Genomic DNA, 16,775 nt, shown 5'->3' with positions numbered 1-16,775 from the left:
TTTTAAATTTAATCGATTGAATAACTGAAAAAATGACCACACAATTAATTTTTTTACCCGGTGCATCGGGCAGTACACAATTTTGGCAGCCTTTAATTCACTATTTAGGATCAAACGATACAAGCATAATAATTGCTTATCCGGGATTTGGCTGTGAACCGGCTCAAGACACGATCACTGATTTTGATACGCTAACTGAGTATGTGCTGGCGCAAATTGATACGCCGTCTATTATTATTGCTCAATCGATGGGAGGAATTTTCGCGGTTCAGGCCGCACTCGAAAAAGCGGAAATGGTCAAAGGATTGGTGTTGATTGCCACTTCGGGTGGTCTGGATTTGAGTGGTTTTGATGTTGAAGACTGGCGAAGTGCTTATCAGGAACATTATTTAAATTATCCAGACTGGTTTGTTCATACACGAGTCAATCATGAGCATCGTTTACATGACATTCAGCAACCCGTACTTCTGATCTGGGGAGATCAAGATCGTATCAGTCCGGTATCCGTCGGGGTACATTTACAGCACTTGCTGCCCGCTGCGAACCTACTTGTGGTACCAGAAGGTGATCATGCTCTGGCCGAGCAGCAAGCGAGTAAGATTGCTCCGCCGATTTTACAATTTATCAAGCAGTTGGATTAGCGTTTACTCAAAACGAGTTTGAGGGCAAATATCAGGAAGATACTGCCCGTAACACGATCTAAACCGCGCACAAATTTGGGTTGTTTTAAAAAGCGAGAAATAGGTTGCATTGCCCAAATCAACAGCATTGACCAGATGGTACCGATCAAAACATGCAACATCACCAGCCCCATAATCCATGAAAATGCAGCGGCTTCTGCGGGAATAAACTGAGGCAAAAAAGAAAGATAGAAAACCCCAATTTTGGGATTAAGTAAGTTGCCCAGAAAACCTTTAAAAAATGCATTCTTATGTAGTGCAAAACTAGGGGGAATGTTTGAAGTCACTTGCCCCAGATGATGGCGAGGTTTGAAGAGCATATTTAGCCCAAGCCAAGCTAAATAAGCCGCACCAACCCATTTCAATACACTAAAAGCCATTGCCGAAGCCATGAATAAAGCGCCTAATCCACAGGCAACTACGAGCCCCCACATGATACAGCCTGTACTAATCCCAAGCGCAGCATGAAAGGCGCTGGATTTTCCTTCTAGTGTTGCGGTACGAATAATCAATGTCGTATCCAACCCCGGCGTAATTGTAAGTATGCTAATGGCAACTAAATAAGAAACCAGCAGAGTCGTCATGGCAACAAAGTTTCTCTCACAGTGATCAATGAATTGTATACTAAGTTGCGTTGATCGATGAGTTGTTAGTGGTCGTTTTTAAGCGGTTTTATATTCGGCAGTTTCAGTCATCACCAAAGTTAAATTGATTAAAATTAAGGAAGACACGTTTGGCGTTTGAAAAGCAGTTACTGGGCATGTGGCTCAAGGAAAAACAACTTCAGAACCATTCTGAGCATACACTGCGTGCTTACCATCGTGATTTAACTCATTTCTTAGCGTTTTGCACAGAGAAAAAACTCAGTCTTGGCAATATCGAAGCGGCGGATTTAAGAGAATATCTTGCACATCGTGTTGAACATGATCATTTAAGTTCAGCGAGTTTACAGCGTCATCTCACCTCGATTCGCCAGTTTATGAAATGGGCGCAGCAGTCGAACCATTTAAGCCATAATCCTGTCGATGATTTTAAACTCAAACGCAAATCGCGACCGTTGCCGGGCTTGGTCGATATCGAAACTGTGCTGCAGATTTTAGATCAACCGGCACCAAGTGATGCGGTTGATCAGCAGCTATGGCTTAGAGATAAAGCCATGCTTGAATTGCTCTATTCAAGCGGCTTGCGTCTGGCCGAGTTGCAAGGACTTGAGCTCCGTGATCTCGATTTTCAACGTCAATTATTACGTGTGACCGGTAAAGGCAATAAAACACGCGTCGTCCCGTTTGGTCAAAAGGCAAAGGACAGTATCATGGCATGGCTGAAGGTATATCAGCTTTGGAAGGGGCACTTCGAGCCGCATGATCCACTTTTTGTGTCGCAAAAAGGGGGCGTGCTTTCACCGCGACAAATCGAAAATCGGGTGAAGTTTCAGGCCATTCGTGCAGGCGTCAATGTCGATTTACATCCCCATTTACTTCGGCATTGCTTTGCCAGTCATATGCTCTCGGCCAGTCGGGACTTGCGCTCGGTTCAAGAAATGCTGGGCCATTCTAACTTAAGTACCACTCAAATTTATACGCATGTCGATTTTGATCATTTGGCGCAGGTGTATGACCAGGCGCATCCTCGTGCGCAGAAGCCAGATAAATCGCGATAACTTGAAGAAAAATGACAATCCAAAATATGACTTCCGAGTCGCTTTAACACTCGCTTACTCGAATGACATCTTTGATCTAGGCAGTCAATCAATTTCAAAATGATGAAGAAGTGAGCTTTTTTACATAAATTAACCAAACTATCAGGCACGCTGATGAAACAAATCAAATAAAAACATAATATAAATCAATAAGTAAAAAATAATTAAAAATACTGTAAATTCAATAACAAAACATTTAGATTAGAAAAAATGAACTGTGGATTCCACAGTTTTATTGCAGATTTATCTTGGCGGCTGTAATTGTGACTTGACCGAAATGCCAAACACATAGCAAGATAAAGCACCTAAAAAATTTATATTGAAGCGTTACTATAATGCTTCTGAACATTTACTTGCTGAAACAGCCGAGGATTACATGAAGGCTCTTGTTGCTGTAAAACGTGTGGTTGATGCCAACGTTAAAGTTCGCGTTAAGCCGGACAATACTGGGGTTGACCTAACCAACGTAAAAATGTCAATTAACCCATTCTGTGAAATCGCAGTGGAAGAAGCGGTTCGTTTAAAAGAAAAGGGAACTGTATCTGAAATTATTGTGGTTTCAATTGGCCCGAAAGAAGCGCAAGAACAAATCCGTTCTTCAATGGCTTTGGGTGCAGACCGTGGTATCTTGGTTGAAACATCTGATGATATTGGCGCACTTGAAGTGGCTAAAATTCTTAAAGGTGTGGTAGACGCTGAAAAGCCAGAACTGATCTTATTGGGCAAACAAGCCATTGATGATGATTCAAACCAAGTGGGTCAGATGCTCGGTGCACTTTTGAATGCAGGTCAGGGTACCTTTGCATCAGAAGTGAAAGTAGACGCGGGTAAAGTTCAAGTTACACGCGAGATCGACGGTGGTTTGCAAACCGTTGAACTGACGCTACCTGCGATTGTGACTGCCGACCTTCGTTTGAATGAGCCACGTTATGCGGCGCTTCCAAACATTATGAAAGCACGTAAAAAACCGCTTGAAACCAAATCTCCAGCAGATTATGGCGTAACAGCGACCACTAAACTCAAAACCGTTAAAGTTGAAGCACCAGCAGAGCGTAAAGCAGGTGTTCAAGTGAAATCGGTAGATGAGCTTGTTGAAAAGTTAAAAAATGAAGCGAAAGTGATCTAATACGGAAGGATAAAATCATGAGTATTTTAGTTATCGCTGAGCACGACAATAAGACACTTAACGGTGCAACTTTGAATGTTGTGGCTGCAGCACAAAAAATCGGTGGTGATATTGCTGTATTGGTTGCAGGCGCTGGTGCTCAGGCTGTTGCAGACGCGGCAGCAAAAATTGCGGGTGTCAGCAAAGTTCTTCTTGCAGACAATGCCGTGTACGAACACCAATTGGCTGAAAACGTTGCACAGCTTGTGGCTGATGTAGCGAAATCAGGTTATAAGCATGTTTTGGCAGCATCAACGACTTCAGGTAAAAACATTCTGCCACGCGCAGCGGCTTTACTTGATGTCAGCATGATCTCCGACATTATTGCAGTTGAATCTGAAAATACGTTTAAGCGTCCAATCTACGCTGGTAATGCGATTGCAACAGTTCAATCTGAAGAATCAATTATCGTGGCGACCGTTCGTGGTACTGCATTTGATGCAGTGGCAAGCGAAGGTGGCTCTGCTGCAATCGAAGCAGTCGGTGAGGCAGCCAATGCAGGCGTTTCAACTTTTGTAAACGAAGAAATTGTGAAACTGGATCGTCCAGAGTTGACTGCAGCACGTATCGTGGTGTCAGGTGGCCGTGGTGTGGGTTCAGGTGAGAACTATCACAAGGTACTCGATCCATTGGCAGATAAACTAGGCGCGGCGCAAGGTGCTTCTCGTGCGGCTGTAGATGCCGGTTTTGTACCAAACGATTACCAAGTAGGTCAAACGGGTAAAATCGTAGCACCAGATCTTTATCTTGCTGTTGGTCTGTCAGGTGCGATTCAGCATTTGGCGGGTATGAAAGATTCTAAAGTCATTGTTGCAATCAACAAGGATGAAGAAGCGCCAATCAACAGTGTTGCTGACTACTGGTTAGTCGGTGACTTGAACACTGTTGTACCAGAATTGGTATCTAAGCTCTAATCAGCGCTTTGATTGGATCTGAAAACCTCAGCATTTGCTGGGGTTTTTTATTTGATCAATCCTGCCAAACTTAACGTGAGTTGTTTTAGAAAAAGCGTGACCATTTACTAAAAAAGTCATGTAAAAAACCAGACTGAGAATACGGTTGTCTATTTTTAAATCAGTATAAAATTAAATCTGTAAATAATCTGTAAATTATATAAATATAAAAGCCAGATCACGGCGAGATCGTACATTCAGAAGCAGAATTATGCTATCATTTGCCGCTGTATTTTTTATTTTTAGTTCAGCTTTTTTGAGCTGAATTTTATTGCAAGATCAAGACATATTGCAGCAAGTTTAGCGCTTGCTGTCTACAAGGAGTATGCATGAGCGTATCGGAAATCCGACCGATTGCCATTGAGGACGAACTCAAGCATTCATATCTAGATTATGCGATGAGCGTAATTGTATCGCGTGCATTGCCAGATGTACGTGATGGCCTTAAGCCAGTGCATCGTCGTGTGCTTTATGCCATGCACGAGCTCGGCAATGACTATAACAAAGCCTATAAAAAGTCAGCACGTGTTGTGGGTGATGTGATCGGTAAGTACCACCCGCACGGTGATACTGCTGTATACGACACAATCGTGCGTATGGCACAAGATTTTAGTCTACGTTATCTGTTGGTCGATGGTCAGGGTAACTTTGGCTCTGTGGACGGCGACAGTGCAGCAGCGATGCGTTATACGGAAGTGCGTATGACCAAGCTGACACATGAGCTTCTGGCAGATCTTGAAAAAGACACCGTGGACTGGGTGGATAACTACGACGGTTCAGAGCGTATTCCAGATGTGTTGCCAACGCGCATTCCAAACCTGCTCATCAATGGAGCAGCAGGGATTGCCGTCGGTATGGCGACCAATATGGCACCGCACCATCTAAATGAAGTGATTCATGCCTGTCTAGCTTATGCAGACAACCCGAATATCTCCATTGAAGGCTTGATGGAACATATCACCGGTCCAGACTTTCCGACAGGTGGTATCATCTATGGAAAATCAGGCATCGTCGATGCTTACCGAACAGGTAAGGGGCGTTTGCATATTCGCGGTAAATATCATTTTGAGGAAGATGAAAAAACCGGACGTACCACCATTGTCTTTACGGAAATTCCGTATCAGGTCAATAAGGCACGTGTGATTGAGCGTATTGCCGAATTAGTCAAAGAGAAAAAGCTTGAAGGTATTTCGGAGCTTCGCGACGAATCCGACAAAGAAGGCATGCGTATTGCGATTGACTTGAAACGCGGTGAAAACGCGGAAGTGATCGTCAATAACCTGTTTTTGAATACCCAGCTAGAAAACTCATTCAGCATCAATATGGTGTGTCTGGACAACGGACAACCGAAGTTGATGAACCTGAAGGACATCATTGCGGCATTTATCCGTCATCGTCAAGAAGTGGTAACACGCCGTACCATGTTTGAACTGCGTAAAGCGCGCGAACGTGGTCATATTTTGGAAGGCTTAACGGTTGCCTTAGCCAATATTGATAACATCATCGAAACCATTAAAACCTCGGCGAATCCGGCTGAAGCACGTGAACGCCTTTTGGCGGGCGAGTGGGCTGGTGGCGGTGTGATTGCCTTGCTCGAAAAAGCGGGTTCGGTTTCGGTTCGTCCAGATGAAATTGAGGGTGAAGATCCAGCGCGCCCATTTGGTTTATCTGACCAGATCTACCGCTTGTCACCAACGCAAGTGGGTGCAATTCTTGAGCTTCGCTTGCATCGTTTAACAGGCTTAGAGCAAGACAAACTCCACGCCGAATACAGCGAAATTTTGGCTCAAATTGCCGAGCTGACAGCAATTTTAAACGATTTTAATCTGTTGATGACAGTGATTCGTGAAGAGCTTGCGCTGATTTTACAACAGTATGGTGATGAACGTCGTACTCAGATTGTCGAATCACGTATTGATTTCTGTCGTGAAGATTTGATTCCAGAAGAGCAGGTGGTATTGACCGTTTCACAAACGGGTTATGCCAAAACACAGCCATTGTCAGACTATCAGGCGCAGCGCCGTGGTGGACGTGGTAAATCTGCAACGTCAATGAAAGATGACGATATAATCCAGCATTTGATTGTGGCGTCGAATCACGCGACCGTGCTGTGCTTTACCAATGTGGGTAAAGTGTACCGTTTGAAAGTGTTTGAAGTGCCGCAAGCATCGCGTGGTGCAAAAGGCCGTCCTATGGTCAATTTGTTGCCGTTAGATGCCAATGAAACCATCACTGCAATTTTGCCGCTGACTGAATTCCCAGAAGACCATTATGTCTTTATGGCAACAGCTTCAGGTACGGTAAAACGTGTAGAACTTGAGCAGTTTGCCAATATCCGCTCAAACGGCTTACGTGCCATCGAACTCAATGAAGAAGATACCTTGATTGGTGTAGCCATTACCGATGGTCAACAGCAAATCATGCTGTTTTCTAATGAAGGTAAGGCCATTCGTTTTGCAGAAACTGATGTGCGTGCCATGGGACGTACCGCAAAAGGTGTACGCGGTATGCGCGTGACGCTGGCTGCTGCTGTAGATAGTGAAGATGCAGAACTCGATACCGATGAAGCAGATGATTCAGATGATTCTAACGATTCAAATCTGGTAAGTCGCATTGTGTCATTGGTGGTTGTACCAGAGACTGGTGAAGTGCTGTGTGCCAGTGCCAACGGCTATGGTAAGCGTACACCAGTAAATGACTTCCCAACCAAAAAACGTGGCGGCAAGGGCGTGATTGCAATCAAGACCTCCGAGCGTAATGGTGAATTGGTAGGCGCTGTTTCAATTGATGAAACCAAAGAGCTGATGTTGATTTCAGATGGCGGAACCTTGGTACGTACCCGTGCCGCCGAAGTTGCAATGACAGGCCGTAATGCACAAGGTGTTCGCTTGATCCGTCTCAGCGATGCAGAAACCTTGGTGGGTGTGGTATCCATTGAGGCTGTAGAAGATGAAGATGATCTGATTGAAGATCTTGAGGCTCAAGCATCAGATGCAGTAGAGCAAGCAGATATCGAGTCTGATACAGCAAATCAAAGTGTTGCAAATGACTTAGAGAGCAATGATCAAGCTTAACCATCTTGATATGTAAAAAAAGGAAGCTTTGGCTTCCTTTTTTTATGAATGTCGATTGTGCGTGCGATGAACCCACCGATAGTAAGCCAATGCTAAAAAGATTACGGTCATGAGCATCAATATCATAAGTTTGGGCATGACAGCACTTAAATGAACCCCCATTTGATTGAGCTGTACAAATAGCTGTACTGCATGCGTAGATGGCAGCAACGCACTAAAAATCTGCATCCATTGAGGCATGGCCTGTATCGGCCAGGCGGTTCCAGTGAGTAAAAACAATGGAATAGAAGTAAAAACCAGAAAATGTCCGGCACGTTCGCTCATATCGAGTAAAGAACCAAAAAGCAGACCCAAGCTGACAATACAACTCACAAAGATTGGAACCGCAACCAGCATGCCCCAGAAATTTCCGCCATGCGGATAATCATTTTTCCAAAACACAAAGCCAAACATATACAGACAGCCTAGACAGCCAATGGTAAAAAAGCTGGCAAATATTCCCCAAAACTGACTCGATGTTGGCTGATACCGTTCTTCTTTATATCCTCCAAGTAACATACCTAAACCCAGTACAATGGTTTGATGAATAATCAGCGGTGCGACGGCGGGAAATACATAGCTCCCATAGCCTGAAAGCGTGTTGAAAAGCGGAATCTGATGAATTGAAAGCGCCGGTTTAAAATGTGTAATCTGACCAAATTTTTCGGCATATTCGGCAATCACTTGTTCGATAGAGAGCGCCAGTCCTAAACCAATTTCTTTGATTTTTAAAAAATATGCAGCACTGATATAAAGTCCTACACCGCCCATTTCACCACGTCGAACACTCATACTTAATTGATCAGGCAGATACAAAATACCATCTGCTTTCTGGTTTTTAACCATTTGCTCTGCTTCAAGAAAGTTTGTCGTGGTTGCAACAATCTTGATTTTAGGGCTATTTGCCACTTGACTAATGATGGTTGAGGTTAAAGCACTTTGTTCTTCATCCACAATCACAATGGGGAGTGATTCGGCGTGTTCTGCCTTATACGCAGTGGGGTAGAAGAAGCTGTAAAAAAACACTGACAACACAACAGTCGTCAAAATCGAGGAATTTTTTGCAATTTCTTTAAACGTGTGCAGATAATAAAACCAGAATTTTTTCATGAGAGCGCCTCCTGCACACGCTTTTTAAGCAAGCGACTCGACACCAAAAAATAAAAAACACAGTAAAACAGCAAGATCAGAAGTGGCCATAATGAAATAGAAACATCACTTCCAACCACCCATTGCTCGGTCTGAAGCTTTGCGTACGGTGTATATGGAATAATCATGGACCAAAATTGTGTAAAAATCGGTGCATTGTTCAGTGGTAAAGTAACGCCTGCAAAACTTAAGGATGATCCGCCATAAACGGCAATAAATCCAAAGGTTCGGCCCATATTTTGCGATGCAATCATAACGGTTGCGCTAATCATGGCATATGCGAAATAAAGTAAAAACTGTGCCATTAAAAGCAGGCTCAAACTGCCTGCAACAAACCAGCCACGAACCACAATCAGCCAGAACATCCATAGCCATGTCCAAGCACAAAAAATCACGACATAGAGTAAAGTTTTGGCAAGTAGCATTTTCATGGCATTGTCAGGTGCACTCCATTGCGTCAGCGTACCGCGTTTAAATTCCTGACCAATTGCAAATGCAACGCAGCAACACAGCAATAAATGCAAAATCGCGGGTACCATGAAAGGCTCGAGATAAAACTCATAGCTTAAGCTAGGGTTGTAAAGTGTTGAGACTTTGACATGCGGTGTGGGTAGGTCAATGGCAGGCAATAATGCTGAAAAATAGTGTTCACTACCAAACTCGCCCATGGCATTGAGTGTGCTGATGAGCATGGCACTTGAAATGGTGTTGCCAATACTAAAAAATGACTGATTAAACGCCACACTAATCTGTGCATCTTGTGCATTCACTAAACGCTGTTCTGCACCTTCTGGAATATGTACATATCCCCAAATTTGGGTTTTGTTTACGAGTTCCTCAGCCTCAGACGTATTGGTTAAAACGTATTTCAAATCTAGTGTGGGATTATGGCGTAAATCCTGTTCGATGATGCGACTCAGCTGGCTATGATCTTGATCAATGAGTGCAATGGGAAGATGATCGGGTTTTCCCTGATAAAACATACTTGCAAACAGCACCACAACACATAGGGGAGCGAGTGTAACCATCGCCAAATCCCATTTGTTTTTGAGCAGATAACTGCACTCACGCCAGAAACAGGCCCACATATCAATTGGCCTCAACTACATCAAAAATCACACTCATACCCACTTTTAAATCAGCTGCTGCTTCTGTGGGTTTAAGATGAAGCTTAAAGCTTCGGATATCGTAACCGCCAGTTTGTCGCGTGGTTTTAATGGTGGCAAACTCACCTTCGGCATCGATGTGTTGAATATTAAAATTGATCTTTTTATCAAGTGCGGGTACATATCCCTGAAGTGTTTTTTGCTGATAGACACTTCGATACTGATCTTCCCGGACATTTAAACTGACCCAGCGTTCGTCATCCTCTAACAAACTGACCACAGGCACTGCGGCAGCGACCAACTCCGAGGGTTTCCCATAAATTTTGGAAACAGTGCCGTTTATTGGGGAGTAGAGTTTGGTTTCAGTTTCTAACGATTCAGCTTCACCCAGCGCAGCACGTGCAATATCGACCTGTGCATCTGCCATCGATTTTTGTTGTGGCGTACTGCCACGCTTGGCACGTGCATACTGTTGATACGCGGCTTCGCTTAAAGCTCGGGCAGAGCGCTGTGCTGCAAACATTTCATCGCGACGCTGACGTGAAATGACGCCTTCTTTGTAGAGTGTTTCACCACGACGATACGTGGTTTCAGCCAGTTCCGCCTGAGCTTTTACACTTTGCCAGTTGGCATATAAAGTATCAATATTTTCTTCTTGAGAACCGCGCTCTGCTGTCGATTGAAGTGCTAAAGCCGATTGTAAAGCGGCTTGCGCTTGCTGCTTTTTGGCTTCTATCTCAGGACTAACCAAGCGAGCAAGTGCCTGACCTTTTTTAATATTCTGGCCTTCTTCGACAAAGATTTCCGCAATACGACTAGGCACTTTGGTGGTGACGTAAAGCGTTTCGGCTTCAACGCGACCTTGTAATGCTACGCTACGAGGCTGATACGCTTTCCATAAACCATAAATAATCAGTCCAATGATGAGCAATAAAATGATCAAACCAATGATTTTTACGGCGCGCTTAGGGCCATGTGGTGTCTGTTTTTGCTGGGGTCCGGTGGTCGTTGCCGACTCAGAGGCAGAGGGCACCGGATGTTCAGTGTCAGAAGACGATTGATCTGTCGGCATGATGTCCTCGTAATTAATAAATATATACTGTGTTAGGCTGATTTAAATACGTTTTAAACTGACTAATCGAGCCATGACTTTGGAGCAGCGTGGCCAGAGAGAGCACGTATTTATAAGCATTGATGGCCATTTCTGTATCAATCACTTGCACGGCATTTTGTGCATCAATCACTTGATTGGCCGTTCCCATGTTTTCTCTAAATGAAAGCTCTTGGATGCGTAAGTTTTCAAGTGCAGCGCGTTTATTGTCATTCAGCAGCGTTTGTGTTTGCTGCGAAGAACCCATTTCGCTATAAGATTTTTGAATAATATTTTCAATTTCCTGTTTGGTACGCTCGACTAAAAGCTGACTGCCATAGCGCTTGAGTTCGGCAGATTCGATACTTTTATTTTTATCTAGTCCACCAAACAGGTTGTAGCGTGCCACCACACCCACAATCCAGTTTTCGTTTTTGTCTAAGCTATATTCGGCAAAGGCAAATACAGTCGGCTTTTTGGCGGCGCGCTGTGCTTTCACATTTTCATCTGCCAGTTGGGTGTCTATTTGCATTTTTCGAATGAGATTAGACTGATTGGGATACGAGCTCAAAAATTGATTCAAAGGCAATGTTTGTTTTGTATTGACAAAAAGCGGTGTGGTGAGATTCCCGTTCGTTTGCTGATGTAATAGATGATTTAACTGAAACTGACTGCTGTTTAAGTTGCTTTGAGCATTTTGTAATAAGCGCAGGGCGTTGTTACGTGCCACTTCAAACTGCATTCGCTGGCCTTTGCTGATAAAGCCTTGCTGTTCGAGCTTGAAGGCGTTATTGACATGTTTTTGCATGGCATCCGCATTGAACTGGCTCGATTTCACCAATTGCGTTTGTAGCTGAGTATTAAAGTAAGCCTGAATAATTTCAAATCGTTGAATATCTTGCTGTTGTTCTGTACTGAGTTGTGCCCGCATGGCCTGTATGGTAGCAATTTGCTTAGCACTTTTAATCAGGCCGCCTGTGTAAATGGGCATGACTAGAGAAATGGTGGGTCTGATCACTTCATCTTCAATACTTAAATTTGCGTAATTGGGAAACTGATTAATTCCATCTGAAATGGCTGTATTCGCGCCCGTCTGAATCGTATTGAGTACATCTGGCGGCAACACGCCACCCACCTGAGACAATTGCTCGCTCAAGCGTTGACTCAAAGTATTTTCAAGATTTTGTTTAAAACTGTCTAAAGGGAGATCAACTTCGCTATGGAATTTATAAGCCCGTACATTAAGGTCAATACGTGGGCGTCCTAGGCCTTTAGTGGCTTGTGCATCAAGACGTGCTGCCTGTTCAAAGGCTTGACTGGCCTGAGAGCTGTAAGAGGATGTGAGCGCTTGTTGCTCTGCCTCTACATAACTGATGCCCTCAGCAAGTGCCACCTCACTGCATAAAAGCAAAGCGGCCATACAGCCAAACAAAAACTTGACTGGAGGAGGTGAGCTTGCGCACCTGAAATTCATTTTTATCATTCGCTGTTGTAATGTCATATCAAGTCACGTCGTGTTGTTCCTGAAAGTATAATCTTTATTGTAAAAGCATCAGTTATAGTCTTGTTTATTATACAAATGTATAGCACGTGGGGTCTTTAAAAAGCAATCAATATGCTTGGATTAATCTGACTGGATATTCTATTGTTTATCTGATTTGATCAATCGTAAATTCAGGCCAAAAGGCATCAAGTTATATAAAAAATATATGCTCAATGCTGCTGCATGCGCTGTCAAGATGTGGTTAAATGCGAACTTTAGTTTAGTTTCAATTATATAAAGGAACGATCATGCGCGCGTACAATTTCTGTGCTGGCCCAGCTGCATTACCGACTGCTGTTTTAGAAAAAGCTCAACGTGAACTGTTGGACTGGCAGGGTAAAGGGCTTTCCATCATGGAAATGAGTCACCGTAGCGCTGATTATGTTGCCGTTGCAGAAAAGGCTGAAGCCGATCTGCGCCAGTTGATGAACATTCCTGAAAACTATAAAGTCTTATTCTTGCAAGGCGGTGCATCGTTACAGTTTTCAGCAATTCCATTAAATTTACTTGGAAAAAACAGCAAGGCAGATTATATCCATACTGGAATCTGGTCTGAAAAAGCGCTAAAAGAAGCTCAGCGTTATGGCGATATCAATGTAATCGAAGCAGGCACTCAAATTGATGGCAAGCTTGGTATTAAGCCTCAGTCTGAATGGGCATTGTCTGAAGATGCAGCTTATGTGCATTATGCAGATAACGAAACCATCGGGGGCTTACAATTTGCAGGTATTCCTGAGGTTAATGCGCCGTTGGTATCGGATTTATCGTCTAGCATTTTGTCTGCACCGCTAGATGTGAGCAAGTTTGGTTTGATTTATGCTGGTGCGCAAAAAAATATTGGCCCCGCAGGTCTTACTTTGGTCATTGTTCGTGACGATTTGCTTGACCAATCACGTGCAGATATTCCGAGCCTGTTAAAATACTCTGCACAAGCTAAAAATGACTCTATGGTGAATACACCGGCAACTTATTCATGGTATTTGGCTGGTTTGGTATTTGAGTGGTTAAAAGAGCAAGGTGGTGTTGAGGCCATTCATCAAGCCAACCTTGAAAAAGCCAAATTACTCTATGGTTATATCGATTCGAGTGATTTTTATAACAACCCGATTGCGCCGGCCAATCGCTCGATTATGAATGTGCCATTCACTTTGGCAGATGAAGCATTGGAAAAACGTTTCTTAAAAGAAGCAGAGCAAAACAATCTATTGAACCTTGCTGGACATCGTTCAGTTGGTGGAATGCGTGCCAGCATTTACAATGCTGTGCCGCTTGAAGGCGTGCAAGCACTAATCAACTTTATGGACGCATTTGTCAAAGCCAACGGCTAATTGCAAAGGCAATAAAAAAAGCCCCTACATCATGTGGGGCTTTTTTAATGATTCATTTAAAGCGATAAGAAACCAAAATAATGGATCATCACTGCTGCTAAAAACATTCCGAGTGCAAAAAAGCATAATGCAACTGTATCGAATTTAATACGCTGTCCGCTCAATTGAATCAGATTGGTCGATTGTTCAGGTATAATTTTCATCAATACGCCTAATTTATTAATTATTCGTTGAAACGCTATTATTCAACTTTACTTTTAGCATAAATATTCGCCTGAATCCAGATATTACCTCGAATATACTGACCAATTTCAAAATTTTCGTGGGCATTATTTTTAGTGGCGAGACGAATTAATATTGCAGGTAGCTCGTCTTCTAGCACCAACACCACATCATAAAGGGTATAGGTTTCATCCATAAATGTCGTCGATGATTTACCTACGATATTGCCTTGAAACCAAGCTTCGTCTTCTTGGCCCATGGTTTCGCCAAATAAATAAGCCACCATTTTAGAAAAATCGACCGTTACAGGTTCCTGATCTTCAGGCGTTTTAGGTTGCCACGCATCAATCAATTCTTGCAGATTTTCAGGCGCAACACCGTTATTGGCCGATAAAATATCATTTAACGCACGATGATGTTTAATCGATGCCGGATCGTCGACTTCAATGGTTTCGTTGTCGGCAACGACTTCAAGTTCATAGGCCCAAGCATTTAACTGAACTTGATAGGCCTGATTTTTCTCATATTGATTGTGATTGACGCTATATAGATTATCGTAAGCGTAAATAGTGGTATTTTTATTTAAACTCAACCGTAAAACAGCCTGAGTATTTGATTCGCAGGCAATGATGCGATCAATCACAGCATTATATTTATATGGGCTTTCAAAACTTGGAAATGCAGTTTTCAGCGCGCGCGGTTTATTATTTTCGACCGCAATAATCTGGCTGACTTTAATCCCAGATTCAGACGGACCTTGAATCAACCATACGTCGGTATCCATATCCTGTTCAGTTTCACATAAACCCATTGGCATCATAGGAGCGTCGAGTGCCATACTGAGCCATTTAGGCACGACTTGTTCAGGTGTATCACTCAATAACGCCCAATGCTCGCCATGGTTGCCAAAACCTTGATCTTGAATAGTAACGATTTCTGGACTGTTTTGATTTTTCATATAACCCTGAAGAATTTTTAAAAGATTTAGATATATAAATCGAGCATATCTAAGTTTTTTCAAGTGTTGATATGCAATTATGTAAAAAATATTTTAATTTTCTTTTTGAATTTCATCGAGATGTCGGCGTATTAGATCTATGTAAAAATAACAAGCCTACAGGTCACCATCAAATCTTAAGTCTGTTAAAATAAATTCCTCTTTAAAAAGGTTGAAATTGCGTGTTGCCATTTAAACTTTGGGTCGATGCCGATGCATTGCCAAAGATTCTGCGAGAAGTCATTTTGCGTGCTTCTGATCGTTATCAGCTTGAAGTCATTTTTGTTGCAAATCAAAACGTGGGCATTACGCCATCTGTCCGGATCAAATCGATTCAGGTTATGAGTGGTGCCGATCAGGCCGATCGTGAAATTGTCGAGCGCATGCAGGCACATGATATTGTGATTACTCAGGATATTCCTTTAGCTGCACAAGTGATTGAAAAGGGCGGTATTGCGATTCATCCACGAGGCGAAATCTATACCGATGCCAATGTAAAAGCACGTTTGCATTTACGTGATTTTATGGACACCCTGCGGGGTGCTGGCGTACAAACTGGCGGACCACCGCCCATTTCTGAACGTGATAAACGCGAGTTTTCAAGTGCGCTTGATCAAACCATTTTAAAGCAAAAGCGTAAAACGCTTTGAGACCGGCTATGCCTTCAAAAAGCAATATCATACTGACCTATATTGTTTTGGTTTTGATCTGGGCATCGACTCCGCTGGCGATTGTCTGGAGCGTGGCGGATCTGCATGTACTTTGGGCCATGATGTTACGCTTCTTTTTGGCGCTGCCAATTGCTGTAGTGATATTACTGGTACTCAGAATTCGTTTTCCACTCAACCCAAACGCCATTCATAGCTATATTGCAGGCTCGTTTAGCTTAATTGGCGCGCAGGTGTTTACCTATATTGCCACGCAGTATCTAAGCTCTGGGGTGATTGCTCTAATGTTTGGGCTTGCACCTATCATTGCCGGTTTGATTGGCCGTTTTGCTTTTGCGCAGCAACTCAATCGCCTGCAATGGACGGGTATGGCCATTGCAATTGTCGGTTTGGCATTGATCTGCTTTGGCGGGTCATCACAGCATGTGCATCCGCTGGGCATCGGTCTGATGCTCATGAGTGTCTTTATCTACTGTAGCTCAATTTTTTGGGTAAAAAAGGTCAATGCCGATGTCGTGCCGATGGCACAAGCCACTGGGTCAATTCTGGTTTCTACCTTGGTGTCTTTGTGTGTACTGCCGTTTGTGTGGTCACATGCACCTACGCATCTGCCGGAAATGAAATCATTACTGGCCTTGTTGTACACCACGATCATGGCATCACTGATTGCAATGTTTTGCTATTTTAAACTGGTCAAAAACATTGAGCCGACCACATTATCGCTCACCAATGTGATGACGCCTTTACTGGCCTTGGTCATTGGCGCTTTATTTAATCATGAGCAGATTTCACTCATGATGATTTTAGGTACCTGTATTATTTTGAGTGGGTTATTTTTATATTTTTATCGTGATATTCAGGCCAATCGACGCTACAAACAACACATCAAATCTTGAGGATCACTGTAGCTTGCCTAATGTAATGCACAGACAGGTACGATTGAATTTGGCTTAAAACCGGGTAACATACGCTTCATAAAGTACATCAAAATGTTGATCTTTATGCCTTAATTGTTCGATTTCGTAGTAATCCGTACGATCAAATTGATCTACTGCGGTATCT

Annotated in this window: 15 protein-coding genes; 8 read left to right on the top strand and 7 right to left on the bottom strand. The window is 43.1% G+C overall.

From position 1 onward, the window contains the following. Window positions 1-32 precede the first annotated feature (32 nt). Entirely contained in the window at window positions 33-641 is a 609-nt protein-coding gene (locus L2096_RS01840; RefSeq protein WP_151764042.1) for an alpha/beta fold hydrolase, read from the top strand. Here L2096_RS01840 and L2096_RS01835 read toward each other — a convergent pair. Next, window positions 638-1,264, bottom strand: a complete 627-nt coding sequence (locus L2096_RS01835; RefSeq protein ID WP_250364759.1) for a LysE family translocator — start codon at window positions 1,262-1,264, stop codon at window positions 638-640. The genes L2096_RS01840 and L2096_RS01835 overlap by 4 nt on opposite strands. Window positions 1,265-1,440: 176 nt before the next feature. On the opposite strand from L2096_RS01835, the gene L2096_RS01830 reads away from it, so the two are divergent. From L2096_RS01830 to gyrA, 4 genes are all read left to right on the top strand, one after another. Beyond that, window positions 1,441-2,340 carry a tyrosine recombinase XerC gene (locus L2096_RS01830; protein WP_162893946.1) on the top strand — a complete coding sequence of 300 codons (900 nt, stop codon included), beginning with the start codon at window positions 1,441-1,443 and terminating at the stop codon, window positions 2,338-2,340. A gap of 415 nt (window positions 2,341-2,755) precedes the next feature. Next, a complete protein-coding gene (locus L2096_RS01825; RefSeq protein WP_004939466.1) occupies window positions 2,756-3,505 on the top strand; it encodes an electron transfer flavoprotein subunit beta/FixA family protein in 750 nt (249 codons plus the stop codon). A 17-nt stretch (window positions 3,506-3,522) separates the two neighbouring features. Continuing rightward, on the top strand, window positions 3,523-4,458 hold the full coding sequence (locus L2096_RS01820) for an FAD-binding protein (protein WP_004939462.1): 936 nt from the start codon (window positions 3,523-3,525) through the stop codon (window positions 4,456-4,458). Between the two features lie 368 nt (window positions 4,459-4,826). Continuing rightward, the gene (gyrA, locus tag L2096_RS01815; RefSeq protein ID WP_151746878.1) at window positions 4,827-7,571 is read left to right on the top strand and encodes a DNA gyrase subunit A; all 2,745 of its coding nucleotides are present in this window, start codon (window positions 4,827-4,829) and stop codon (window positions 7,569-7,571) included. A gap of 42 nt (window positions 7,572-7,613) precedes the next feature. On the opposite strand, the gene L2096_RS01810 is transcribed toward gyrA, so the two are convergent. From L2096_RS01810 to L2096_RS01795, 4 genes are read right to left on the bottom strand one after another with little or no spacing between them, the layout of a single operon-like run. Further along, window positions 7,614-8,720, bottom strand: coding sequence for an ABC transporter permease (locus L2096_RS01810; protein WP_111811600.1), 1,107 nt, complete (start codon window positions 8,718-8,720; stop codon window positions 7,614-7,616). Then, window positions 8,717-9,847 carry an ABC transporter permease gene (locus L2096_RS01805; protein WP_250364758.1) on the bottom strand — a complete coding sequence of 377 codons (1,131 nt, stop codon included), beginning with the start codon at window positions 9,845-9,847 and terminating at the stop codon, window positions 8,717-8,719. The genes L2096_RS01810 and L2096_RS01805 overlap by 4 nt, the downstream gene beginning before the upstream one ends. A 1-nt stretch (window position 9,848) precedes the next feature. Continuing rightward, window positions 9,849-10,937 carry an HlyD family secretion protein gene (locus tag L2096_RS01800; protein WP_025095000.1) on the bottom strand — a complete coding sequence of 363 codons (1,089 nt, stop codon included), beginning with the start codon at window positions 10,935-10,937 and terminating at the stop codon, window positions 9,849-9,851. A gap of 13 nt (window positions 10,938-10,950) precedes the next feature. After that, window positions 10,951-12,375: a TolC family protein gene (locus L2096_RS01795; protein WP_081406517.1), complete on the bottom strand. Its 1,425-nt coding sequence runs from the start codon at window positions 12,373-12,375 to the stop codon at window positions 10,951-10,953. Between the two features lie 371 nt (window positions 12,376-12,746). Here L2096_RS01795 and serC point away from each other — a divergent pair, with 371 nt between their 5' ends. Further along, the gene (gene serC, locus L2096_RS01790; protein ID WP_151839705.1) at window positions 12,747-13,826 is read left to right on the top strand and encodes a 3-phosphoserine/phosphohydroxythreonine transaminase; all 1,080 of its coding nucleotides are present in this window, start codon (window positions 12,747-12,749) and stop codon (window positions 13,824-13,826) included. A 56-nt stretch (window positions 13,827-13,882) separates the two neighbouring features. On the opposite strand, the gene L2096_RS01785 is transcribed toward serC, so the two are convergent. Both L2096_RS01785 and L2096_RS01780 read right to left on the bottom strand, forming a co-directional pair. Next, on the bottom strand, window positions 13,883-14,029 hold the full coding sequence (locus tag L2096_RS01785; protein ID WP_004939440.1) for a hypothetical protein: 147 nt from the start codon (window positions 14,027-14,029) through the stop codon (window positions 13,883-13,885). A 38-nt stretch (window positions 14,030-14,067) separates the two neighbouring features. Beyond that, complete coding sequence (locus L2096_RS01780; protein WP_004948725.1) at window positions 14,068-15,006, bottom strand: hypothetical protein; 939 nt, start codon at window positions 15,004-15,006, stop codon at window positions 14,068-14,070. A 221-nt stretch (window positions 15,007-15,227) separates the two neighbouring features. Between L2096_RS01780 and L2096_RS01775 the strand changes: the two genes are divergently transcribed. Then, window positions 15,228-15,695, top strand: a complete 468-nt coding sequence (locus L2096_RS01775) for a YaiI/YqxD family protein (protein ID WP_004939433.1) — start codon at window positions 15,228-15,230, stop codon at window positions 15,693-15,695. An 8-nt stretch (window positions 15,696-15,703) separates the two neighbouring features. Continuing rightward, window positions 15,704-16,609 (top strand): DMT family transporter, encoded by a 906-nt coding sequence (locus L2096_RS01770; RefSeq protein ID WP_004939432.1) that lies wholly within the window; start codon window positions 15,704-15,706, stop codon window positions 16,607-16,609. Window positions 16,610-16,775 lie beyond the last annotated feature (166 nt).

Origin of the sequence: Acinetobacter sp. ACZLY 512 (genome assembly GCF_023614015.1) — a bacterium.
GTDB lineage: Bacteria > Pseudomonadota > Gammaproteobacteria > Pseudomonadales > Moraxellaceae > Acinetobacter > Acinetobacter soli.
This window is presented reverse-complemented; position numbering and strand designations above follow the sequence as displayed.

What these genes read in the sequence shown, in the direction of transcription:
- L2096_RS01840 (WP_151764042.1), top strand. Translation starts at nt 33, where the DNA reads ATGACCACACAATTAATTTTTTTACCCGGTGCATCGGGCAGTACACAA.
- L2096_RS01835 (WP_250364759.1), bottom strand. Translation starts at nt 1,264, where the DNA reads ATGACGACTCTGCTGGTTTCTTATTTAGTTGCCATTAGCATACTTACA.
- L2096_RS01830 (WP_162893946.1), top strand. Translation starts at nt 1,441, where the DNA reads ATGTGGCTCAAGGAAAAACAACTTCAGAACCATTCTGAGCATACACTG.
- L2096_RS01825 (WP_004939466.1), top strand. Translation starts at nt 2,756, where the DNA reads ATGAAGGCTCTTGTTGCTGTAAAACGTGTGGTTGATGCCAACGTTAAA.
- L2096_RS01820 (WP_004939462.1), top strand. Translation starts at nt 3,523, where the DNA reads ATGAGTATTTTAGTTATCGCTGAGCACGACAATAAGACACTTAACGGT.
- gyrA (WP_151746878.1), top strand. Translation starts at nt 4,827, where the DNA reads ATGAGCGTATCGGAAATCCGACCGATTGCCATTGAGGACGAACTCAAG.
- L2096_RS01810 (WP_111811600.1), bottom strand. Translation starts at nt 8,720, where the DNA reads ATGAAAAAATTCTGGTTTTATTATCTGCACACGTTTAAAGAAATTGCA.
- L2096_RS01805 (WP_250364758.1), bottom strand. Translation starts at nt 9,847, where the DNA reads ATGTGGGCCTGTTTCTGGCGTGAGTGCAGTTATCTGCTCAAAAACAAA.
- L2096_RS01800 (WP_025095000.1), bottom strand. Translation starts at nt 10,937, where the DNA reads ATGCCGACAGATCAATCGTCTTCTGACACTGAACATCCGGTGCCCTCT.
- L2096_RS01795 (WP_081406517.1), bottom strand. Translation starts at nt 12,375, where the DNA reads ATGGCCGCTTTGCTTTTATGCAGTGAGGTGGCACTTGCTGAGGGCATC.
- serC (WP_151839705.1), top strand. Translation starts at nt 12,747, where the DNA reads ATGCGCGCGTACAATTTCTGTGCTGGCCCAGCTGCATTACCGACTGCT.
- L2096_RS01785 (WP_004939440.1), bottom strand. Translation starts at nt 14,029, where the DNA reads ATGAAAATTATACCTGAACAATCGACCAATCTGATTCAATTGAGCGGA.
- L2096_RS01780 (WP_004948725.1), bottom strand. Translation starts at nt 15,006, where the DNA reads ATGAAAAATCAAAACAGTCCAGAAATCGTTACTATTCAAGATCAAGGT.
- L2096_RS01770 (WP_004939432.1), top strand. Translation starts at nt 15,704, where the DNA reads ATGCCTTCAAAAAGCAATATCATACTGACCTATATTGTTTTGGTTTTG.